Annotated in this window: 20 protein-coding genes; 8 read left to right on the top strand and 12 right to left on the bottom strand. The window is 75.9% G+C overall.

Annotated elements, in window-relative coordinates:
• Positions 1-6: 6 nt before the first annotated feature.
• Positions 7-417, top strand: a complete 411-nt coding sequence (locus tag ACZ4VF_RS01665) for a BlaI/MecI/CopY family transcriptional regulator (protein WP_467922467.1) — start codon at positions 7-9, stop codon at positions 415-417.
• A gap of 6 nt (positions 418-423) precedes the next feature.
• Positions 424-1,353, top strand: a complete 930-nt coding sequence (locus ACZ4VF_RS01660; RefSeq protein WP_467922466.1) for a M48 family metalloprotease — start codon at positions 424-426, stop codon at positions 1,351-1,353.
• Positions 1,354-1,409: 56 nt separating this feature from the next.
• Here ACZ4VF_RS01660 and ACZ4VF_RS01655 read toward each other — a convergent pair whose 3' ends face one another.
• The 3 genes from ACZ4VF_RS01655 to ACZ4VF_RS01645 form a co-directional block, all read right to left on the bottom strand.
• A complete protein-coding gene (locus ACZ4VF_RS01655; protein ID WP_467923742.1) occupies positions 1,410-1,766 on the bottom strand; it encodes a tetratricopeptide repeat protein in 357 nt (118 codons plus the stop codon).
• A 62-nt stretch (positions 1,767-1,828) separates the two neighbouring features.
• Positions 1,829-2,755, bottom strand: coding sequence for a cytochrome c oxidase assembly protein (locus ACZ4VF_RS01650; protein WP_467922465.1), 927 nt, complete (start codon positions 2,753-2,755; stop codon positions 1,829-1,831).
• A complete protein-coding gene (locus ACZ4VF_RS01645) occupies positions 2,755-3,324 on the bottom strand; it encodes a DUF2243 domain-containing protein (RefSeq protein ID WP_467922464.1) in 570 nt (189 codons plus the stop codon). The genes ACZ4VF_RS01650 and ACZ4VF_RS01645 overlap by 1 nt, the downstream gene beginning before the upstream one ends.
• A gap of 267 nt (positions 3,325-3,591) precedes the next feature.
• Between ACZ4VF_RS01645 and ACZ4VF_RS01640 the strand changes: the two genes are divergently transcribed.
• The gene (locus ACZ4VF_RS01640; protein WP_467922463.1) at positions 3,592-4,377 is read left to right on the top strand and encodes a chaplin; all 786 of its coding nucleotides are present in this window, start codon (positions 3,592-3,594) and stop codon (positions 4,375-4,377) included.
• 307 nt (positions 4,378-4,684) lie between these two features.
• Here ACZ4VF_RS01640 and ACZ4VF_RS01635 read toward each other — a convergent pair whose 3' ends face one another.
• Complete coding sequence (locus ACZ4VF_RS01635; RefSeq protein WP_467922462.1) at positions 4,685-6,205, bottom strand: hypothetical protein; 1,521 nt, start codon at positions 6,203-6,205, stop codon at positions 4,685-4,687.
• 113 nt (positions 6,206-6,318) lie between these two features.
• On the opposite strand from ACZ4VF_RS01635, the gene ACZ4VF_RS01630 reads away from it, so the two are divergent.
• Positions 6,319-7,575, top strand: a complete 1,257-nt coding sequence (locus tag ACZ4VF_RS01630) for a molybdopterin-dependent oxidoreductase (protein ID WP_467922461.1) — start codon at positions 6,319-6,321, stop codon at positions 7,573-7,575.
• Positions 7,576-7,888: 313 nt separating this feature from the next.
• Here ACZ4VF_RS01630 and ACZ4VF_RS01625 read toward each other — a convergent pair whose 3' ends face one another.
• The 3 genes from ACZ4VF_RS01625 to ACZ4VF_RS01615 are packed head-to-tail and all read right to left on the bottom strand — an operon-like array spanning position 7,889 to position 10,298.
• On the bottom strand, positions 7,889-8,962 hold the full coding sequence (locus ACZ4VF_RS01625; protein WP_467922459.1) for a class I SAM-dependent methyltransferase: 1,074 nt from the start codon (positions 8,960-8,962) through the stop codon (positions 7,889-7,891).
• Positions 8,959-9,588, bottom strand: coding sequence for a TIGR04282 family arsenosugar biosynthesis glycosyltransferase (locus ACZ4VF_RS01620; RefSeq protein WP_467922458.1), 630 nt, complete (start codon positions 9,586-9,588; stop codon positions 8,959-8,961). The genes ACZ4VF_RS01625 and ACZ4VF_RS01620 overlap by 4 nt, the downstream gene beginning before the upstream one ends.
• Positions 9,585-10,298 carry a glycosyltransferase family 2 protein gene (locus ACZ4VF_RS01615; protein ID WP_467922457.1) on the bottom strand — a complete coding sequence of 238 codons (714 nt, stop codon included), beginning with the start codon at positions 10,296-10,298 and terminating at the stop codon, positions 9,585-9,587. Before ACZ4VF_RS01615 ends, ACZ4VF_RS01620 begins: the two co-directional genes overlap by 4 nt.
• A 691-nt stretch (positions 10,299-10,989) precedes the next feature.
• On the opposite strand from ACZ4VF_RS01615, the gene ACZ4VF_RS01610 reads away from it, so the two are divergent.
• Together ACZ4VF_RS01610 and ACZ4VF_RS01605 are read left to right on the top strand one after the other, a co-directional pair.
• On the top strand, positions 10,990-11,757 hold the full coding sequence (locus ACZ4VF_RS01610; RefSeq protein WP_467922455.1) for a response regulator transcription factor: 768 nt from the start codon (positions 10,990-10,992) through the stop codon (positions 11,755-11,757).
• Between the two features lies 1 nt (position 11,758).
• Positions 11,759-12,874, top strand: coding sequence for a sensor histidine kinase (locus tag ACZ4VF_RS01605; RefSeq protein ID WP_467922453.1), 1,116 nt, complete (start codon positions 11,759-11,761; stop codon positions 12,872-12,874).
• Positions 12,875-13,191: 317 nt separating this feature from the next.
• Here ACZ4VF_RS01605 and ACZ4VF_RS01600 read toward each other — a convergent pair whose 3' ends face one another.
• The 3 genes from ACZ4VF_RS01600 to ACZ4VF_RS01590 all read right to left on the bottom strand — a co-directional run bounded on the left by ACZ4VF_RS01600 (position 13,192) and on the right by ACZ4VF_RS01590 (position 16,741).
• Positions 13,192-14,178: an NAD-dependent epimerase/dehydratase family protein gene (locus tag ACZ4VF_RS01600; protein WP_467922452.1), complete on the bottom strand. Its 987-nt coding sequence runs from the start codon at positions 14,176-14,178 to the stop codon at positions 13,192-13,194.
• A 79-nt stretch (positions 14,179-14,257) separates the two neighbouring features.
• Positions 14,258-15,208: an RNA polymerase sigma-70 factor gene (locus ACZ4VF_RS01595; RefSeq protein WP_467922451.1), complete on the bottom strand. Its 951-nt coding sequence runs from the start codon at positions 15,206-15,208 to the stop codon at positions 14,258-14,260.
• Between the two features lie 318 nt (positions 15,209-15,526).
• On the bottom strand, positions 15,527-16,741 hold the full coding sequence (locus ACZ4VF_RS01590; RefSeq protein ID WP_467922449.1) for a cytochrome P450: 1,215 nt from the start codon (positions 16,739-16,741) through the stop codon (positions 15,527-15,529).
• Between the two features lie 375 nt (positions 16,742-17,116).
• Here ACZ4VF_RS01590 and ACZ4VF_RS01585 point away from each other — a divergent pair, with 375 nt between their 5' ends.
• Complete coding sequence (locus ACZ4VF_RS01585) at positions 17,117-18,061, top strand: LysR family transcriptional regulator (protein WP_467922448.1); 945 nt, start codon at positions 17,117-17,119, stop codon at positions 18,059-18,061.
• A gap of 17 nt (positions 18,062-18,078) precedes the next feature.
• On the opposite strand, the gene ACZ4VF_RS01580 is transcribed toward ACZ4VF_RS01585, so the two are convergent.
• Entirely contained in the window at positions 18,079-18,645 is a 567-nt protein-coding gene (locus ACZ4VF_RS01580) for a GNAT family N-acetyltransferase (RefSeq protein WP_467922446.1), read from the bottom strand.
• A gap of 2 nt (positions 18,646-18,647) precedes the next feature.
• A complete protein-coding gene (locus ACZ4VF_RS01575; protein ID WP_467922445.1) occupies positions 18,648-19,247 on the bottom strand; it encodes an HD domain-containing protein in 600 nt (199 codons plus the stop codon).
• Positions 19,248-19,309: 62 nt separating this feature from the next.
• On the opposite strand from ACZ4VF_RS01575, the gene ACZ4VF_RS01570 reads away from it, so the two are divergent.
• On the top strand, positions 19,310-19,936 hold the full coding sequence (locus tag ACZ4VF_RS01570) for a transmembrane-type terpene cyclase (protein ID WP_467922443.1): 627 nt from the start codon (positions 19,310-19,312) through the stop codon (positions 19,934-19,936).
• The last annotated feature ends 134 nt before the right edge of the window (positions 19,937-20,070 follow it).

Below are 20,070 nucleotides of genomic sequence, written 5' to 3'. Positions count from 1 at the left end.
CCGGACATGACACCGCGGACGGCACCGGAGGGCGGCCGGGCCCGACGGCGTGGACAGGGCGAACTGGAGGGCCAGGTCCTCGGCGCGCTGCGGGAGGCGGACGGGCCGGTCACCGCGGCCTGGGTGCAGCAGCGCCTCGGCGGCGACCTCGCCTACACCACCGTCGTCACCATCCTGACCCGGCTGCTCGCCAAGGACGTCGTCGCCCGCGAACGGCACGGCCGGTCCTTCGTGTGGACGCCGACCGCCGACGTCGCCCGGCTGGCGGCGCTGCGCATGCGCCGCCTCCTCGACGGCGAACGGGACCGGGAGGCGGTCCTCGCCAGCTTCGTCACCGCCCTGCCGCCCGGCGACGAGCAGGTGCTGCGGGCCCTGCTCGACATCCCGGGTCCGGACGCCGGCGGTCCGGAGGACTGACCGCTCATGGGGGTCTTCGTCTTCCTGCCGCTGGTGCTGCCGCTGTCCGCGTGGCCGGTCGCCCGGCTCGCCGAGACCCGGCTGCACCCGCGCACCGCCACCCGGCTGCTGACCGCGGTCGCCGTCGTCATGGCCGTGTGCAGCACGCTGTGCCTGGCCCTGCTGATGGTGGTCGGCACCGCCCAGCTGCCCGGCAACCCGTTGCCTGACGGCTGGTCCGACCCGGAGGTGCGGGCCGCCGTCCCGCACGACGAGGTGGCCGGCCGGGCCGCCATCCCCGCGCTCGGCCTGGTCACCGCCGCCTGCGCCCGCACTCTGTGGCGGCACCGCCGGGTCACCCGCCGCGCCCGCCGCGCGCTGGACGGCGTCCCGGGGCGCACGGTCGCGGTCCTGCCCGACCGCACGCCGTACGCGTACGCCCTACCCGGCGGCCGGGGCCGGATCGTCGCCACCACGGCGCTGCTGGCCGGGCTCGCGCCCGCCGAGCGGCGCGCGCTGTTCGCCCACGAGCGTGCCCACCTGGCCGCCCGTCACCACCGTCACCTGCTCGCCGCGCACCTGGCGGCCCGCGCCAACCCGTTCCTGAGACCGCTGCGCACCGCCGTCGTCTACACGGCCGAGCGGTGGGCGGACGAGGAGGCGGCCCGCGCGGTCGGCGACCGGCGCACGGTCGCCCGCGCCATCGGCAAGGCGGCCCTGCTGTCCCCGGGCACCCCGGCACCGACCCTGGCGGCGCTCGCGGCGACCGGTCCCGTGCCGCGCCGGGTGGCCGCACTGCTGGCCCCCGCCCCCGCGGCCCGCACCTGGCCGTCGGCGTTCACCTCGGTCGGCCTGGCCGCCTGGGGCGCCGCCGCGGGCGCGCTGGTCTCCGCGATGTCGTCGGCGAACTCGGCCGTCACCCTGTTCCTGATCCTGCACACGGCGACCCCGCTGTGACCGGCCGGGGGCCCGGCCCCCTCGGGGGACCGGGCCCCCGGCCGGATGGGGCGCGCTCACTCCTGCGGGACCTCCGGGAAGTCGCCGGCGAGCGCCGCGGCGATCCGCAGGTGCCGCTCCGCCTCCTCGTGCCGGGCCTGCCGTTCGAGCGTGCGGCCCAGCATCAGCCGGGCGTAGTGCTCCACCGGGTCCCGCTCCACGATGGTCCGCAGCTCGGCTTCGGCGCGGCGCAGCTGGGCCGAGTGGTAGTAGGCGCGGGCGAGCAGCAGCCGCGGTCCCGTCTGCTCCGGCACCTCCTCGACCAGCGCGGCCAGCACCCGGGCCGCGTCCGCGTAGTCCTTGGCGTCGAAGTACCGCTGCGCGCGCTCCCAGCGCTCGGCCGGGGTCCCGTGGTCGTAGTACGTGGGCTTCACTTGCGTCTCCACTCGTGACCTCCTTCGACGGCCCCAACGGAACGCAGTTGTTCAATATTCCACTACTTGGGAGTGGTGGTTCTGGGGGCGGGGGCTTCGGGGGCGGTGGCTTTAGGGACGGTCGCCTGGGGCACGGTGGCCGCCGTGCCGCACAGCGAGGCCGGCGACGGCCTGCGCGCAGCACGCACCGCGGGCCTCCCGATCCCGCGCCGCTCCGGACGCCAGGTCGCGACGAGCGCCGCCGCGAGCAGGAGTTCGCCGAGGTCACCGCCGTAGTACATGATCTCCGCGCCCCCCTGGACCTCCGGGACCGGGGCGTGGACGTCCACCCAGAACCCGCCGTACATCAGCTGCGCGACGACCGCGTGCACCGCGATGGCGCACCCCAGGACGACCAGCCTGGCCCGCACGCCGGGCCGGGCGGGGGCCGGGTCGGGGCCGGCGACGGAGTGCGCGAACAGGCACCCCGACAGCAGGAAGTGCGCGTGGAGCAGCCAGTGTCCGGCCGGATGGGCCGTCACGCTGTCGTAGAGCGGGGTGAAGTACACGACCGGAAGCGTCCCCGTGGACAGCAGCAGCGCCACGACGGGGTGGCTGAGCAGGCGGGCCGGGCCGCTGTGCAGGAGTGCGGTGAGACGGCGGGCGCGCGGCGCGGGCAGGGCGCGCAGCAGGAGGGTGGCCGGGGCGCCGAGCACCAGCGCGAGGGGCGCGTACATGCCGATCAGCAGGTGCTGGGTCATGTGGCCGCGGAAGTCGCGGTGGGCGAAGGGGGCGAGCGGCGGCAGCAACGCCACCGCCAGCAGGGCCACCCCGGTGCCGAATCCGACGGTACGCCAGGGGTTCCAGCCCCGCGCCGGGTTCCGGCGGCTCGCCCGGCGGGCCAGCAGCAGATAGCCGCCCGCGCACACCAGCAGCGCCAGGGCCGGCAGCAGCACCCCCGCGGTGCCGCCGCTCTCCTGGTGGGGGCCGTGGGGCAGGTGATGGTCCATCAGGCGCCACGTCCGTCGCGTCCGTCGCGTCCGGCGCCGGCGGCCGTGGGGTCGAAGGACCGACCGCCGCGCTGCAGCAGCCACCCCCCGGCCAGCAGCAGGGCGCCCAGGACCAGGAAGGCGACGTCCCACCACATCTGGTGCGGACCGCTGTGCACATGGTGGATGCCCAGGATGTGATGGTCCAGCACGCCCTCCACGAGGTTGAACAGCCCCCACCCGGCCAGGATCCAGCCCCACAGCACCCGGGAGGCCCACACCCGGCGCCGGCCGGCGGTCACCCGCGCGTACAGGACGGCGAGCCCGCCGAGGACGGCGAGCCAGCACACGGTGTGGAAGACGCCGTCCCACAGAGTGTTCATCTGCAGCCCGGAGACGGTGTGGGGGTCGTAGTACCGCACGCCGATACGGTCGTGATCGGTGCTGCTGAGCATGTGGTGCCAGCGCAGGAGCTGGTGCAGCAGGATCCCGTCGACGAATCCGCCGAGCCCCACACCCAGCAGGGTCCCGGGCAGTTGCAGACTGGCGGGTGCGGTCGTGGCCCTGGTGTCGTGCACGGTGGTTGCCATCGCTCCTCGTCTCGGTCGGTTCCTCGGTCGATGGATCACGGCAGCGGCTGCCGTACGACAGCTACCAGTTCCCCGGTTCCACCGCTGCGGCACGCTCGGCCATGTGTGCGGGTGCCGGTGCGGAACGGCTTGTTCCGGGGGTGGAGGGCCGCGCATGCGCCTCTTGTACCGGCGAAAGGTTGATAAGCCATAACTTGCACGGTTTGGCCAGCGTTTCACCGGATGCGGGTGAGTGCCCGCGACCGTATGTGGAAGGACAGGGAACCGATGAAACGGGTTACCCGAAACAGTGTGATCGCAGTCGCCGCCGCCTCCGGTGCGATGGCAGTGGCGGGGCCGGTGTACGCCGACTCCACCGCGGAAGGCACCGCGGCCGGCTCGCCCGGGGTGGTCTCCGGCAACGGCATCCAGCTGCCGGTGCACCTCCCGGTGAACGTGTGCGGGAACACCGTGAACGTGGCCGGGCTGCTCAACCCCGCGATGGGCAACCGCTGCGCCAACACAGGCGGCCACGCCACCGGGAAGGAGAAGCCCACGGCGTCGGGCGGGTCCACGGCGTCCGGCGGATCCACGGCGTCGGGCGGGTCCACCGCTTCGGGCGGGGCCACGGCCCACTCCAGTACGCAGAACTCCCCGGGCCTCGTCTCCGGGAACGGTATCCAGCTCCCGGTCGATCTGCCGGTCAACGTCAGCGGCAACACCGTCAACGTGGTGGGCATCGGCAACCCCGTCTTCGGCAACACGTCCGTGAACGGGTCGGTCGACCACCCGGACGAGCCCGGCCGGACCACACCGTCCGCGCCGAAGCCGCCGACCCGGGTCACCCCGCCGGCGCACTCCGAGCCGCCGAGCACGCCCCGGCCGCACCACCCCCCCAAGGCGCACACGCTGCCCAAGCCGACCCCGGTCGTGGTGCCGCGGCCGACCGGCACCCTCGCGCACACCGGAGCGGACAGCGCGTGGGCGGCGGCGGCCGCGAGCCTGGCGTCGCTGATGGGCGGCACGGTGCTGTACCGGCGCTTCCGGTCCCGGGTGTCCGGCCGGGAGGGCTGAGCGACGGGGCGGGCAGCGGGGGGGGGGGGGGGGGGAGGGGGGGGGGGACTCCCCCCCCCCCCACCCCCCCACCCCCCCCCCCCCCCCCCCCCCCCCCCCCCCCCCCCCCCCCCCCGCCCCCGCCCCGGGCGACCGCTGCCCATGCCCTCCCGGGCGGCGGTCGCCCCCGTACGGGAGGGGCACCGCTCGTCCGGGGCCCAGAGGCTCCGTGCGGGATCGTGCGGCTCCGAGCGCGGACTACGCGGCTCCGAGCGCGGACTACGCGGCTCCGTGCGGGGACCACGCGGCTGCCTGCGGGCCGGTCGGGTCACCAGCCGGTGAACAGCAGGTGGTTCAGCAGGAGTGCGAGGACCGCCTGCGCGGCCAGCCAGGCGCGCGGCCGCGGCAGCAGCGCGCCGGCCGCGAGCAGCCACATCGCGAACGGCAGCCAGATCCGCTCCGTCTCGGCCTTGCTCATCCCGGACAGATCCGCGGCGAGTACGGCGACGACGGCTGCCGCGACGAGGAAGGCGAGGCGGACTTCGGCCGAGGCGGGTTGGGCCTCGGCCGGGGCCGTTCGGTTCTCGGCCGGGGCCATCCGGTTCTCGGCCGGGGTCGACCGGCTCTCGGACGGGGTCGGCCGGTTCTCGGTCGGGGCGGGTGGGGATTTCGGCGTGGCGGGATCGGGGTCGGGATCGGGGTCGGGGTCGGGCCGGGGTGGGCCGTGCCGGTGGGCGAGTGCCGCGGCGGCACGCCGTAGGCCCGCCGCCGTGGCCAGGCCGGTGGTCAGGGTCGTGCAGGCCAGGTTGGCCCAGACCCAGTAGCCGTACGGTCGGGTGCCGCCGACGCCCTGGTAGTAGCGCGTGACCAGGAGCCGGTACCCGTCCGCCCAGTCGAAGCCGGCGAGGGTGAAGGCCAGGGGGACGACAGCCGCACCGGCCGCGAGGCAGAGCAGGAGGGCCGGTCGCTCGCGGAGCCCGCGCCGCCCTGCCACCAGCACCGCCGCCCCGATCAGCGCGAAGAGCGTGAGGCCGTAGGAGAGGTAGCAGGTCAGGCCGTACAGCAGCCCGCTGCCCGCCGCCCACGCCCGGGACCGCCCGGTGACCGCGAGGGACAGCAGCGCCACGGACCAGGCGGCGACCGCCGCGAAGTACCCGTCGGCCGAGGCGCCCACCCACACGGCGGCCGGGGCCAGCACCAGGAACGGTGCCGCCCGCCGGGCCAGGTGCTCGCCGGCCAGGGCCCGCACCGTCACCAGCACCGCCACGCAGGCGGTCGCGCCGACGGTGACGCACCAGGCGCCGGCCCAGCCGCCGCCGCGCAGACCGATCCGGTCCAGGAGGACGAAGGTGAGGGTGGCCGCCGGGGGATGCCCGGCGATGTGCGCCGGCCAGGGCTGCGGGGAGCCGCTCACGATGTGGTGGGTGAAGTCGCGCAGCGCGGCCGGGACGTCGTGGAAGCGCCCGATGACCGTGAGGTACTCGTTGCGGGTGGTGAGCCGCCCGGCCACCCCCCGCCGCCAGCCGTCGACCAGCGCCAGCGACCACGTCCAGGCCAGCGCCCCGGCCCAGGCCACGAGGAGCAGCCGCCGCCACCGCAGCCGGGCGGCGGCCAAGGGCCCGTAGGCCACCACGGCGACCGCCACCAGGACGGCGGCCGGCGTCCCCGGACCCAGGTGCGGGTCCCAGTCCGCGAACAGCGGCGGCCAGTGCACGAACAGGGTGCGGCGGGTGTCCTGGACGTGCCGGCCGACGAGCACGGCGACGAGGACGAGCAGGGCGGCGGCCGCAGCGGCACCGAGGTCGGCGCGCAGGCCGGCGTACCGGTCGCGAAGGGGAGCCTGGGTCACACCGGAACGCTAGGGCGGCGACCGGGGGAACGGATGGACCGATGGCCGGACGTCAGCGTTTCGTCATGGGTCGTGGCCCTGGTCCGGGCGTTCCTCCGGCCTACCGTCGGAGCATGCGAGACGACCACCCACGGTTTCCCGGCTCACCCGGCTTCTGGCGCAGCCCGCTGCGCGGCCCCTGGTTCACCTCGGTGCTCGGTGTGGTGCTGCTCGCCGGCATCACCGTGCTGTTCGTGACCGGCCTGGTGTCCTACGCGGCGTACAACCCCGACCTGTCCCCGGTGAACGACCAGACCCCGGACAAGGGACTCCTGGGCTTCTACCTCTTCGCCTGGCCGACCGGTCCGGTGTGGCTGTACCGGCTCACCCAGGGCGTCCACGTCACCCTCGGGATCGTCCTGATCCCGGTGCTGCTGGCCAAGCTGTGGTCGGTGGTGCCGAGGCTCTTCGCGCTGCCCCCGGCCCGCTCCCTCGCCCACGCGCTGGAGCGGGCCTCGCTGCTGCTGCTCGTCGGCGGCGGGCTGTTCGAGTTCACGACCGGTGTGCTCAACGTCCAGCTGGACTACGTCTTCCCGGGCTCCTTCTATCCGCTGCACTTCTACGGCGCCTGGGTCTTCTTCGCCGCGTTCGTCGCGCACGCCGTGCTGAAGGCGCCGACGGCGCTGCGGAACCTGCGGCGGCGCGTGCGCGAGGGGGACGACCGCGTGCGCGAGGAGGGCGACCTGGTCGCCCCGCGCCCCGACCCGCCCACCGTCTCGCGGCGCGGGGCGCTGGCACTGGTCGGCGGTGGCTCGCTGCTGCTGTTCGTGACCACGGTGGGGCAGAGCCTGGGTGGCCCGCTGCGCCGTACGGCCCTGCTCGCGCCGCACGGCGGGGCCGACCCCGGCGGTGGGCCGAACGGGTTCCAGATCAACAAGACGGCCGCGTACGCCGGGATCACCCCGGCCGACACGCACGAGGACGCCTGGCGGCTCGTCGTCACCGGGTCCGGCGGAACCGTGCGGCTCAGCCACGCCGACCTGCTCCGCATGCCGCTGCACAGCTCGTCGTTGCCGATCGCCTGCGTCGAGGGCTGGTCCACGGCGGACCAGTGGTGGCGCGGGGTGCGGCTGCGCGACCTCGCGGCGCTCGTCGGCCACGACGGCGACCCGCCGGACGTGTTCGCGGAGTCGCTCCAGCGGCACGGCGCCTTCCGCCGCGCCGCCCTGCGTGCCAACCAGGTGGCCGACCCGCGCTCCCTGCTCGCCCTGTACGTCAACGGCGAGACCCTGTCCCCCGACCACGGCTACCCGGCGCGGATCATCGTGCCCGCCGCGCCCGGTGTGCTCAACACCAAGTGGGTGGCCCGGCTGACCTTCGGAGACCTGTGATGCGTCCGCGCCCGCGGCTCGGCAATCCCTTCCAGATCCTGCTGCTGGCCTGCTCGTTCGCGCTCGCCGGCTATGCCGGGGTGCGGCTGCTCGCGGGTGACTGGCGGGCCGTCCTCCTGTGGCTGGTGGGGGCGGCCCTGCTGCACGACCTGCTGCTGCTGCCGTTGTACACGCTCGCGGACCGGGCGGTCGTCCGGGGGCTCGGCGCCGCCGGCCGCCGGGAGGGGACGCCGTACGTCCGCGTCCCGGCCGCCCTGTCCGGACTGCTCCTGCTGGTGTGGTTCCCGCTGATCAGCGGGATGACCGACCGGCGCTACCGGTCCGCCACCGGCCTCTCGGCGGACGGCTTCCTCGCCCGCTGGCTGCTGATCAGCGCGGTCCTCTTCGGCGGCTCGGCGCTGCTGCTGGGGTTGCGGGTGCGCAGGGCCACGAAGCACCGCCCGCCGGCGGCCCACTGACCGACGGCCCGCCAGCCCGCCCGACCCCCGTACCGCAGCAGGGCCGGGGTACCGAGACGCGCCCACGGGAAGGCGCCGCCGCCACCCACCGGTCCGCGGTCGGGGCCGTCGCGACGCGCCCCGCGATCGAAGGCGCCCCCGCCCGTCCCGCGGTAGGGGCCGCCGCCGGCCTGAGCGGCCGTGGGTGTGCCGCCGGCCGCCCTCGCCGGCTCGCCGCCTCCCCCTGGGCCGTCGCCAACCACGGTCGTCGGCTCGCCGCCTCCCCCTGGGCCCTCGCCAACCGCGGTCGCCGGCTCGCCGCCTACCCATGGGCCCTCGCCAACCGCGGTCGCCGGCTCGCCGCCTACCCATGGGCCCTCGCCAACCGCGGCCGTCGGCTCGCCGCCGCCCTCACCCGTCCCGCTCCCGGCCGCGAACCCGGTGACGACCTGCACCTCGGACCGCTCGTCGACGTCCACCGCCGCCGTCTCGGCGATCAGCAGACCGCCGGGGCGCAGCAGCCGGGCGACCCGGTCCAGCAGGGCGCGCGGATCGCCGCCGATGCCGATGTTGCCGTCCATCAGCAGCACCGTGTCCCAGCGTCCCTCGCCGGGCAGCGGATCGAACACCGAGCGCCGCAGCGCCTGCCCGCCGGTGCGCACGGTGTGGTCGACGGCGGCCTCGCTCACGTCGATGCCGAGGACGGTACGGCCCCGGGCCGCGAGCTCCGCCACCAACCGCCCCGGCCCGCAGCCGACGTCGAGGACGGCGCCCTCGCACCGGTCCAGCACCGCCCGGTCCACCGGGTCCGCCCGCGCGCACCACCGCTCGACCTCCAGCGGCAGCAGCCAGCCGTCGGTACGGCGCAGGAACAGCGGGCCGCGCCCGGTGCGCAGCGCGGCGGCGTAGGGATCGGCCCCCGCCCAGGCGAGGGCCGCCCGTGTGCTCACCGGCCGGCCCCGGATCCGGAGCCGGCGGTGCAGCGGGCCAGCCGCGCGGCGAACCGGCCGTGCGGCGCCAGGGCGGCGACCGCGGCGGCGTCGGCGGCGGTGTCCACGTCCCGCAGCCGGGGCAGGTCGCGCACCCGCAGCCCGGCCGCGACCAGCCGCTCCCGCTGGACGGCACCCGTCCGCGGTGTCGACATGGGCACGCCCCGCAGCAGGCCCGGATCGGGCTCGGCGAGCCCCAGCGCCCAGAAGCCGCCGTCCTCCGCCGGCCCGAACCACGCGTCGTGACCGGAGAAGTCCACGGTGAGCAGCTCCGGCGTCACCTGCGGGGTGTCCATGCCGATGAGCAGGGCGGGGCCCTCGCACCTCGCGAACGCGTCGGCGAGCCGCAGGTCCAGACCGCCCGCGCACTGCGGTACGACGTCGAAACCGGGCGGCAGCCAGGGGCCGGGAGTCCCGTCCAGCACCAGGACGCGCCGGGTGGCGGGGGCGGCCGCCACGGCGCTCAGCGTGTCGGCGAGCGCCGCCTCCGCGAGCGCCGCCGCCTGCGCGGGGCTGAACGGCGGGGAGAGACGCGTCTTCACCCGCCCCGGCCGCGGTTCCTTGGCGATGACGAGCAGTGTGGTCACGAGGCCGCCCTCCCGCCGGCCGGGGGCTCGGCCAGCACCCGGCTCATGTCCCGCACCGCCTGCCAGGTGCCCCGCCAGGTGCCCGTCACCTTGGAGGCGCCGGAGCGCGGCAGGTAGGGCACGTCGCGCTCGGCGATCCGCCAGCCGGCGTCGGCCGCGCGCACCACCATCTGCAGCGGATAGCCGCTGCGCCGGTCGCTGAGACCGAGCGCGAGCAGCGGCTCCCGGCGGGCGGCGCGCAGCGGACCGAGGTCGTGCAGCCGCACCCCGGTACGGCGGCGCAGCAGCCGCGCGAGCGCGAAGTTGCCGGCCCGGGCGTGCGCGGGCCAGGCACCCCGGCCCCGCGCCCGCCGCCGTCCCAGGACCAGGTCGGCCCGGCCGTCGAGGACGTCCCGGACGAAGGGCACCAGATCGCCGGGGTCGAGGGAGGCGTCGCAGTCGCAGAAGCAGACGACGTCGGCCGTGGCGGAGGTCAGCCCGGCGTGGCAGGCGGCACCGAAACCGCGCCGCGGTTCGTGGACGACGGTCGCGCCGAGGGCCCGGGCGATGTCCGCCGAGCCGTCGGTGGAGCCGTTGTCGACCACGAGGGCGCGCCAGCCCGCCGGGATCCGGGCGAGCACCCAGGGGAGGGCCGCCGCCTCGTCCAGGCAGGGCAGCACCACGTCCACGCTCGCCGGTGTTGAGGGAGAAGAGGTCGTCACGCCGTTCACCCTACGAACGCGAAACGGACATCACGGACTGGCGCTCCTTACGAAACGCGGACGTCGGGGGCGGGGCGGCGCCTCGGGCGGGACAGCCACGAGGAGCCGGTGCGAGGCTGGGACCATGCAACAGCCGCACCTGCCCGGAGCCACGGCCGACCCCACCCCCGGCCCCACCGCGCCCCCCGTGTCCGGCACCGGCACTCCCGCCCGGGCCCCCGAGCCCGGCACCGCGTCCGCAGGGGGCGCCACCGTACCGGCCCCCGTGTCCGGCACCGGCTCCGCCGCACCGGCCCCCGACCTCGCCGCCATGCCTCCAGCTTCCGCCCCCGGCTCCGTCGCCCCGGCCCCCGTGTCCGGCACCGCATCGGCCCCCGGCCCCGTCGCCATGCCTCCAGCTCCGGCCCCCGGCTCCGTCGCCCCGGCCTCCGCGTCCAACACTGCATCGGCCTCCGCGTCCGCAGGGGGCGCCGCCGTACCGGTCCCCGTGTCCGGCACCGGCTCCGTCGCACCGGCCCCCGACCTCGCCGCCATGCCTCCCGCTCCGGCCTTCGGCTCCGTCGCCCCGGCCTCCGCGTCCAACACTGCATCGGCCTCCGCGTCCGCACGGGGCGCCGCCGTATCGGTTCCCGTGTCCGGCGCCGGCTCCGTCGCACCGGTTCCCGTGTCCGGCACCGCATCGGCCCCCGGCCCCGTCGCCATGCCTCCAGCTTCCGCCCCCGGCTCCGTCGCCCCGGCTCCCGTGTCCGGCACCGCATCGGACGCGGCCCCCGTGTCCGCCCGGGTCCTGGTCGTGGACGACGACGCGACCGTCGCCGAGGTCGTCGCCGGGTATCTCGGCCGCGCCGGGTACGTCGTGGACCGGGCCGACGACGGCCCCGGCGCCCTGACCCGGGCCGCCGCCCACTGGCCCGATCTCGTGGTGCTCGACCTGATGCTGCCCGGGATGGACGGCCTGGAGGTCTGCCGCCGGTTGCGTGCCCGGGCCTCCGTGCCGGTCGTCATGCTCACCGCCCGCGGCGACGAGGACGACCGCATCCTCGGCCTCGAGGTCGGCGCCGACGACTACGTGACCAAGCCCTTCAGCCCCCGTGAACTGGTGCTGCGCGTGCAGTCGGTGCTGCGCCGAGCCCGCCCGGGCACGCCCGCCGGCCCGCTGGCCGCGGCCGGTCTCGCCGTCGACCCCGCCGCCCGCCGCGCCACCAAGAACGGCGCCGAACTCGCCCTGACCCTGCGCGAGTTCGACCTCCTCGCCTTCTTCCTGCGGCACCCGGGCCGGGCGTACGGCCGGGAGGACCTGATGCGCGAGGTGTGGGGCTGGGACTTCGGTGACCTCTCCACCGTGACGGTCCACATCCGCCGGCTGCGCGGCAAGGTCGAGGACGACCCGGCCCGGCCGCGCCTGATCCAGACCGTGTGGGGCGTCGGCTACCGCTTCGACCCGGGCGGCCGGGCGGGGGAGGACTGACATGCGCGACACCCTCCTCATCGCCCTGTACGCCTTCGCCGGCGCCGCCGCCACCGGCCTGGCCGGGGCCGCCGCGCTACGGCTGCTGCGGCGCCGCTCGCTCACCGTGTCCCTGGCCGTCGTCGCCGCGGTCGGCGTGGGCGGCGTCCTCGCCGGCACCCTCGCGGTCGCCTGGGCGATGTTCCTCTCCCCGCACGACCTGACCGTGGTGACGACGGTCGTCGCGATGGCGGCCGTGGTCTCCCTGGTCACCGCACTGGTGCTGGGCCGCTGGGTCGTCGCCCGCAGCCACGAACTCGCCCTGGCCGCACGCTCGTTCGGCGAGGCCGGCGACTTCGCCGCCCCGGTGGGCCCGGCCACCGCGGAACTGGCCGAGCTGAGCCGCGAGCTGGCGGCCACCAGTGCGCGGCTCGCCGAGTCCCGGGAACGGGAACGCCTGCTGGAGACCTCGCGCCGGGAACTCGTCGCCTGGATCTCCCACGACCTGCGCACCCCGCTCGCCGGTCTGCGCGCCATGTCGGAGGCCCTGGAGGACGGCGTCGCCGCCGACCCGGACCGCTATCTGAAGCAGATGCGCACCGAGGTGGAGCGCCTCAACGACATGGTCGGCGACCTGTTCGAACTCTCCCGCATCCACGCCGGCACCCTCCCCCTGGCACCGTCGCGGATCTCCCTCTACGACCTCGTCGGCGACGCCCTCGCGGGTGCCGACCCGCTCGCCCGCGCCCACGGCGTACGGCTGGTCGGCGACCGCGTGGAGCCGGTCCCGGTGGAGGTCGACGCCAAGGAGATGAGCCGCGTCCTGGGCAACCTGCTGGTCAACGCCATCCGCCGGACACCCGCCGACGGCACGGTGGCCGTCGCCGCCGAGCGCTCGTCCGACGGCGTGGTCCTGTCCGTGACGGACGGCTGCGGCGGCATCCCGGAGGAGGACCTGCCCCGCGTCTTCGACACCGGCTGGCGCGGCACCCACGCCCGCACCCCGCCGGCCGGGGCCGGACTGGGCCTCGCCATCGTGCGCGGGATCGTCGAGGCCCACCGGGGCCGGGCCACCGTACGCAACATCCCCGGCGGCTGCCGCTTCGAGGTCACCCTTCCCGCGGCTCCCGCACCATGACCACCCCCGCCGGAACCCCGGTCCGGCGGGTGCGCCCCGGCCGCCCGTGAAGCCGCCGGACCGGACCGCCCCCGGGACGTTCGACCACGCGAGCCGCGAGCCGCGGGCTGGGGGCTGAGAGCCGAGAGCCGGGAGCCGGGGGCCGGGGGATGAGAGCCGGGGGCCGGTCGCCGACGCGCCGCCCGGCCCGGCCGGCCGGGTACGCTCCGCAGCGCCGAGGCACCGCAGCCGCTGTCCACACCGGCGCGCCTCGCTCCCCACGCTCACCCCGCGCTCGCCTCGTTCCCGCTCGTCCCCGGCGTTCGCCCCGCTCCCCGTCACCCGGCCGCGAACTCCCACATCCCCTCCGCGAACCCCACCCGCGGCTTCCAGCCCAGCTCGGCCCGCAGCCGTGCGGAGTCGGCCGTGATGTGCCGTACGTCCCCCAGCCGGTACTCCCCGGTGACGACCGGCGCGGGGCCGCCGTGGGCGTCGGCCAGGGCGCGGGCCATCTCCCCGACCGTGTGGGGGTCACCGCTGCCGGTGTTGTACGCGGTCAGCAGCCCCGGGGCCGACCCCGCCTCCAGCGCCACGAGGTTGGCGGCGGCCACGTCCCGCACGTGGACGAAGTCCCGCCGCTGCCGCCCGTCCTCGAACACCCGCGGAGCCTCGCCCCGGGCGAGCGCGGACCGGAAGAAGGAGGCGACACCGGCGTACGGGGTGTCGCGGGGCATCCGGGGGCCGTACACGTTGTGGTAGCGCAGCGACACCGCGGACCCCCCGGTCGCCCGCGCCCAGGCGGCGGCCAGGTGTTCCTGCGCGAGCTTGGTCGTGGCGTACACGTTGCGCGGGTCGGCCGGCGCGTCCTCGCCGACCAGCCCGGGAGCCGGTTCCGCGCCGCACTCGGGGCACCTCGGCTCGAACCGCCCCGCGTCCAGATCGGCGACAGTCCGCGGCCCCGGCCGGACGACCCCGTCGCGCGGGCACACGTACCGCCCCTCCCCGTACACCACCATCGACCCGGCCAGCACCAGGCGCCGTACCCCCGCCCCGGCCATGGCGGAGAGCAGTACGGCGGTGCCCAGGTCGTTGCGGGAGACGTATTCGGCCGCGTCCGCGAACCCCGTCCCGAGCCCCACCATCGCGGCCTGGTGGCAGACGGCGTCCACACCGGCCAGGGCCCGCGCGACCGCCTGGGGATCGCGTACGTCGGCGCCAGGATCCTCCCGTACGTCGAACACCACCGCCTCGTGCCCGTGCGCCCGCAGCGCCTCGACGACATGAGACCCGATGAAGCCGGCACCGCCGGTGACCAGAACCCGCATGTGCCCACGCTAGGCCCGTCGCGGTGGCGTGCAGCGAGGCCGCGCAGCCACGTCACGACTCCGTAAGCCCTGCCCGGGCTCAGCGGCGCAGGACGGTCTCCCGCTCCATGCGCGAGAGCTTCTCGGGGTTGCGGACGGCGTACAGGCCGCTGATGAGGCCGTCGGCGAGGTGCACCGCGATGACCGTGTCGATCCTGCCGTCGAGCCGGAACACCAGCGCCGGATAGCCGTTGACCTGGGCCGGCCGCAGCGACGCCGCGGCACCGAACCTGCCCAGCCCGGCGGCCAGCGCGGCCACCCGCTCGGCCCCGACCACGGGCGCCGGAGCGGCCTGGGCGACACCGCCGCCGTCGCCCAGGAAGACGACGTCCGGCGCGAGGACGTCCAGCAGCCCCTGGAGGTCGCCGGTCCGGACCGCCTGGTGGAACGCCTCCAGCGCGGCGCGGGTCTCGGCCGCGGAGACGGCCCCGCGGGGCCGGCGCGCGGCGACGTGGGCGCGGGCCCGGCGGGTGATCTGCCGGACCGCGGCCTGGCTCTTGCCGACGGCCTCGGCGATCTCGTCGTACTCCACGGAGAACACCTCGCGCAGCACGAACACCGCCCGCTCGGTCGGCGTGAGGGTCTCCAGCACCAGCAGCATCGCCATCGAGACGCTGTCGGCCAGTTCCACGTCCTCCGCGACGTCGGGGGCGGTCAGCAGCGGCTCGGGCAGCCAGGGACCGATGTACGACTCCTTGCGCCGGGCGAGCGTACGCAGCCGGGCCAGCGCCTGACGCGTGGTGACCCGGACCAGGTACGCCCGCCGGTTGCGCACCGCCTCCGGATCGACACCCGCCCACCGCAGCCAGGTCTCCTGCAGCACGTCCTCCGCGTCGGCGGCCGAACCGAGGATCTCGTACGCGAGGGTGAACAGCAGATTCCGGTGGGCGACGAACGCCTCGGTGGCCAGGTCCGGGCGTTCCCCGCGCGGTTCGGCCACGCGCCCCCCGTGCCGTCCGGTGACCTCGTCCGTGCCGCGCTCCCCGCTCATGCCCCGCTCCCGCCTGTCCGCTCCCGACCGTGCCACATTCACCAGATGCCGACGGCCGCCGCCCTGTGACACCCGGGGAGAGTGACGCCGGTCACACGATCGGCGCGCGGGCTGTCACCGTCAGCCCGCGCGCCGCACGGACGCGGCGGCTCGACGTCGACGTCGGGGGAGGGGAGTGGCGAGCGGACACGCGTGGCGGGCAGCACTCGCCGAGGAGCCGGCCGGCCCCCGCACCGGTCACCGAGCGCCCGGAGACGTACCTCCGAGCGCTCTTCGGCAACGGCTCTTCGAGTGGGACGGCCGACGTCCGCTCCGGCCCTACCAGGTGACCGGCAGACGCAGCGGGAAACGGCGGATGGTGCCCGTGTCCCACTCGATGTCGTCGGGATCGACATCGAGACGCAGGTCGGGGAAGCGGGCCAGCAGACCGGTCACCGCGCTGTCCAGCTCCGCCCGGGCGAGCGGGGCCGCGAGGCAGTGGTGCCCGCCCCAGCCGAACGTCATGTGCGGGCGCACGGGCCGTTCGAGGTCGAGCGTGTGCGGGTCGGGGAAGACGGCCGGGTCGCGGTTGGCCGCCAGGTAGGACACGTGCACGTAGTCGCCGGCCTTGATGGCGGTCCCCTCGATCTCCGCGTCCTCCAGAGCGATCCGCGGGATCCCGACGCCCTTGCGGAAGGGGATGAACCGCAGCAGCTCCTCCAGCGCGCCGGGGAACCGCTCCGGGTCACGGGCGAGCGCCGCCCGCTCCTCGTGCCGGGTCAGCAGCAGATAGGCGATGTTGCTGATCTGGCAGGTCGCGGTGTCGTTGCCGCTGAGGATCAGTGTCACCGCCAGGACCGCCAACTCGTCGTCGCTGAGCGGCTCCTCGCCCGGCGGCACCTCGGCGGTGGCCATCGCGCTGAGCAGGTCCTCGCCGGGCGCGCGCCGGCGGGCCGGGATGAGTTCGGCGAAGTACTTCCGGAGGCTGGCCTTGGCGTCGGCCGCGTCCTGCCGGGCGTCCGGCGACGTGGCCAGCAGGCGCATCGTGTACGCGCGCAGCTCGTCGCGGTCGGCCTCGGGCACGGCGAGCAGTTCGCAGATCGTCAGGTGGGGAAGCGGGACCGACAGGTGGGTCACCAGGTCCGCGGGCGGCCCCTGCTCGGCCATCGCCGTGAGCAGCCCGGCCACCACCCGGTCCACGGCCGGCCGCATGGCCGCCACCCGCTCCCGGGTGAACGCCTGGGCCGTCACGTGCCGCAACCGGGTGACGTGCGGCGGGTCCGTCACATTGATCGACTCCGGCGACACGATGGGCTCGGGTGTCATCCTCGGATAGTCGCGTCCCACGATGGCCGCCCGGCTGAACCTGGGGTCGCAGGTCACCTGACGCACGCCGGCGAAGCTGGTCACCAGCCACGCCTCGGCCTCGCCGTAGGGCAACCGGATCCTGCTGACCGGTCCGCGCCCCGCCAGCGCGGCCAGCGCGGGGTCGAAATCCAGCGCGTCGGCGAAGTCGAAGGGGCAGACGGGCACTGCCGTGTCGTCGGACGGCATACAGCCTCCTTTGCGCGCCGCTGGGCGCGTCGCTTCCGAGGTGCGGGTCCTTCCCGTGTCGGCCGCCGAGCGCCGGACAACGATGTCAGGGCACGGAGGCACTGACCGGGCCGGCTGGGCTGCCCCTGGAAGAGGCCACCGCGACCACTATGCGGGAGATCGGCCGGCCTCGCAGAACAGGAGCTCGGGGCAACCTCTCGGCCCAGCGCCCCTCCACGCGGCCCCGGCGGCAGGGCCGGACAGGGCCGGCAGCTCCGGCGCGGGGAGCTCCGGGGCGGGCGGCGGTGGCCCGGCCCGTCCCCGTCGACCCCGGTGACCGGCTCCGCGCCGCCGGCCCCCGCCGGTGCCACAGGTGGCGGCGGTGATACTCGGAGCGTGGAGACCGCTTCCCTCGACCTGAACCTGCTGCGTACCTTCCTCGCGGTGTACCGCTCCGGGTCGTTCACCGGCGCCGCCCGCCTGCTGGGCTTGTCGCAGCCGACGGTGACGACACAGATGCGCGCGCTGGAACGGCAGACCGGACGGGAGCTGTTCGAGCGGCTGCCGCGCGGGGTGACGCCGACGCCCGTGGCCGACGAGCTGGCGGCCCGGATCGCCGCGCCCCTGGACGAGCTGGCCGCGGTCGCCGGCCCCGCCCCGGCCGCCGGCACCCGGGCCGAGCCCGTCCACCTGGCCGGACCGGCGGAACTCCTGTGCACTACGGCCCTGCCGGCCCTCGCCCCCCTGGTCGCCGAGGGCGTACGGCTGCGGGTGGCGACCGGGCTGACCGATCCGCTGCTGGACGAGCTGCGCGCCGGCCGGCACGACCTGGTGATCGCCACCCACCGCCCGCGCGGCCGCACCCTGCAGGCCGCACCGCTCAGCGACGAGGAGTTCGTGCTGGTCGCCGCCCCCGTCTGGGCCGAACGGCTCGCGGACCGCCCGAGCCCCCCGCCCACCGGGGGCCGGAAGCCTCCCGTGCGGGGCGCCTTGGACCCCGCCGTGCTGCAGGGCGTCCCGCTCGTCACCTACGCCGAGGACCTGCCGATCGCCCGCCGCTACTGGCGGCACGTCTTCGGCCGGCGCCTGTCGCGTACCGCCGCGGTGACCGTGCCCGACCTGCGCGGCGTCCTCGCGGCGGTGGCCGCGGGCGCCGGGTTCGGCGTGCTGCCCCGGTACCTGTGCCAGGACCTGCTGGACTCCGGCGCGCTCGTCGCGCTGCTGGAACCGGAGGACCCGCCGATCAACACCGGCTTCCTGGTCCAGCGGCCCGGCGCCTCCGACAACCCGGACGTCGCCCGCGTCCGCGCCCTGCTGCTGCGGGCGGCCCGCACCTGGTAGCTGCGGGGGAGCGGGGCTCAGGACGCGCCGGTTCCGGGCGGGGGCGGCCACTCCGGCGCCAGCACGGCCCAGATCTCCTCGTCGTGCCGCTCGCCCCGGTACAGGTGACTCCCGCGCAGCACGGCCTCCTTGCGCATGCCGAGCCGACGGGCGACCGCGATGCTGGGCGCGTTGCCGGCCGACACCCACCACTCGACGCGGTGGACGCCCCGCTCCCGGATCGCCCAGTCGACGAGCAGGCGGGCCGCCCGGGTCACCAGGCCCCGGCCCACCGCGGCCGGTTCCAGCCAGCAGCCCGCCTCCGCCGTGCCCTCCGCGACGTCCAGCCGGCGCAGGATCACCGCACCCACCAGGACGCCGTCGAGGCGGATCCCCCGGATGAGGCCCGCGTCGGCCGCCTCCTTCGCGGCGTAGGCCTGAAGGAACGCCCGGCTGGACGCCAGGTCCGTGACCACGTCCGGCAGTCCGTTGAACCGCCCGATGAACTCCCGCCCCCGGTCCATGTGGGCCAGGAACTCCTCGGCCTGCCAGGGCGGGAGCGGACACAACGCGGTGCCGTCGGCACCGAGAGGGAGCGTGAACACGGTCACCTCCGGGTGAGGGAGTGGGACATCTGGTACGCGAGTCTGCGGTCGGCGCCCTCCCCGAGGGCGGTGAGGGTCTCGTCCAGCTCCATGAACCACTGCCAGGCCGGGCGCCCGTCGGCCCCCGCCAGCCGTGCCACCACCAGGTCCTCCAGCTCGGGGACGCGCTTGTTCTTCCAGACCTTGTCGGCCAGGCTGACCAGCAGGTCCTCCACACCGGTGCCGGGAGCCGTCCAGGAGGCGTGCGTGCCGGCGAACCGGGCGAGTTCCGCGGGCACCCCGTGCGCCAGCAGCAACTCCCGGCCGGCCGCCTCGTGCCGGGCGCCGGGCCCGGACAGCTCGGCCGGGTGCAGCGCCTTGCCGATGTCGTGCGTGGCCGCGCCGAACAGCACCGCCTCCGCGTCGAACTCCAGCCGGGGGCAGTGCTCCCGCACCCACGCCACGATCCGGACGGCGACGTCGTGCACCGCCCTCAGGTGCGCCACCAGGCGCGGCGGCGCGTCGACCCGCTCCAGCAGAGCGACGGCCCGCCGGGGCAGGGCGCACAGGGGCGGGTCCGCGGTGTCGTCCGTCGCGATCGACGGTGTGTCGTCGGCTGTCACCGTGCCAGAGTAGTCAACGACGCGCTCCCTACGGCCGGTTGGCGGGGGTATGGATGCAGGCGGTGCACACGGCTCTGCTGCTCGGCACGGGCGTCTTCTGGACGGCGGCCTACGTGCTGCTCATCCGCACGGGACTGCGGGAGCGCACCTTCGGGATGCCGGTCGTCGCCTTCGCCACCAACATCAGCTGGGAGTTCGGGTTCGCGTTCGTGCGGCCCCCCACCGGGGTCATGCACGTCGTCAACATCGTCTGGTTCTGCTTCGACCTGGCCATCGGCTACACGGTGGTACGCCACGGCCGCGACGAATTCCCGTACCTGCCCGGCCCGCTGTACCTGCCGGCCCTCGCCGCGCTGCTCCTCCTGGCCTACCCCGGCATGGACCTCGCCTCCGAGCAGTTCGACGAGGGCGGCGGTGCGGTCACCGCGTTCGGCAGCAACCTGGCCATGTCCGCCATGTTCCTCGCGATGCTCGCCGCCCGCCGGAGCACCCGAGGCCAGTCCACCGGCATCGCCCTGACCAAGCTGCTGGGCACGGCCTGCGCCTCCCTCGCGATGCTCACCGACCCCGGCCCGGCTCCCCGCCATGACACCGCTCTCATGCGCTACCTCTACGCCGGCTGCCTGCTGCTGGACGTCGCCTACCTCGTCGCCGTGCGGAGCGTGCGCCGGGCGGAGGTCCGGAGCTGACATCGTTGTCCCGCACGGCCTGGTTGGCGCGGCCGGGTCGCGGGGCCGACGATGGTGGCGTGGGGTACGGCCGCCGCCGCAGCACCGGTGCCGTCCGAGGCCACCGTGGACGGAGGCCGGCCCCGGCCGCGGTC

This window comes from Streptomyces sp. NPDC029151 (assembly GCF_055564315.1).
This window is presented reverse-complemented; position numbering and strand designations above follow the sequence as displayed.

What these genes read in the sequence shown, in the direction of transcription:
- ACZ4VF_RS01665 (WP_467922467.1), top strand. Translation starts at nt 7, where the DNA reads ATGACACCGCGGACGGCACCGGAGGGCGGCCGGGCCCGACGGCGTGGA.
- ACZ4VF_RS01660 (WP_467922466.1), top strand. Translation starts at nt 424, where the DNA reads ATGGGGGTCTTCGTCTTCCTGCCGCTGGTGCTGCCGCTGTCCGCGTGG.
- ACZ4VF_RS01650 (WP_467922465.1), bottom strand. Translation starts at nt 2,755, where the DNA reads ATGGACCATCACCTGCCCCACGGCCCCCACCAGGAGAGCGGCGGCACC.
- ACZ4VF_RS01645 (WP_467922464.1), bottom strand. Translation starts at nt 3,324, where the DNA reads ATGGCAACCACCGTGCACGACACCAGGGCCACGACCGCACCCGCCAGT.
- ACZ4VF_RS01640 (WP_467922463.1), top strand. Translation starts at nt 3,592, where the DNA reads ATGAAACGGGTTACCCGAAACAGTGTGATCGCAGTCGCCGCCGCCTCC.
- ACZ4VF_RS01630 (WP_467922461.1), top strand. Translation starts at nt 6,319, where the DNA reads ATGCGAGACGACCACCCACGGTTTCCCGGCTCACCCGGCTTCTGGCGC.
- ACZ4VF_RS01610 (WP_467922455.1), top strand. Translation starts at nt 10,990, where the DNA reads ATGCCTCCAGCTTCCGCCCCCGGCTCCGTCGCCCCGGCTCCCGTGTCC.
- ACZ4VF_RS01605 (WP_467922453.1), top strand. Translation starts at nt 11,759, where the DNA reads ATGCGCGACACCCTCCTCATCGCCCTGTACGCCTTCGCCGGCGCCGCC.
- ACZ4VF_RS01600 (WP_467922452.1), bottom strand. Translation starts at nt 14,178, where the DNA reads ATGCGGGTTCTGGTCACCGGCGGTGCCGGCTTCATCGGGTCTCATGTC.
- ACZ4VF_RS01595 (WP_467922451.1), bottom strand. Translation starts at nt 15,208, where the DNA reads ATGAGCGGGGAGCGCGGCACGGACGAGGTCACCGGACGGCACGGGGGG.
- ACZ4VF_RS01590 (WP_467922449.1), bottom strand. Translation starts at nt 16,741, where the DNA reads ATGCCGTCCGACGACACGGCAGTGCCCGTCTGCCCCTTCGACTTCGCC.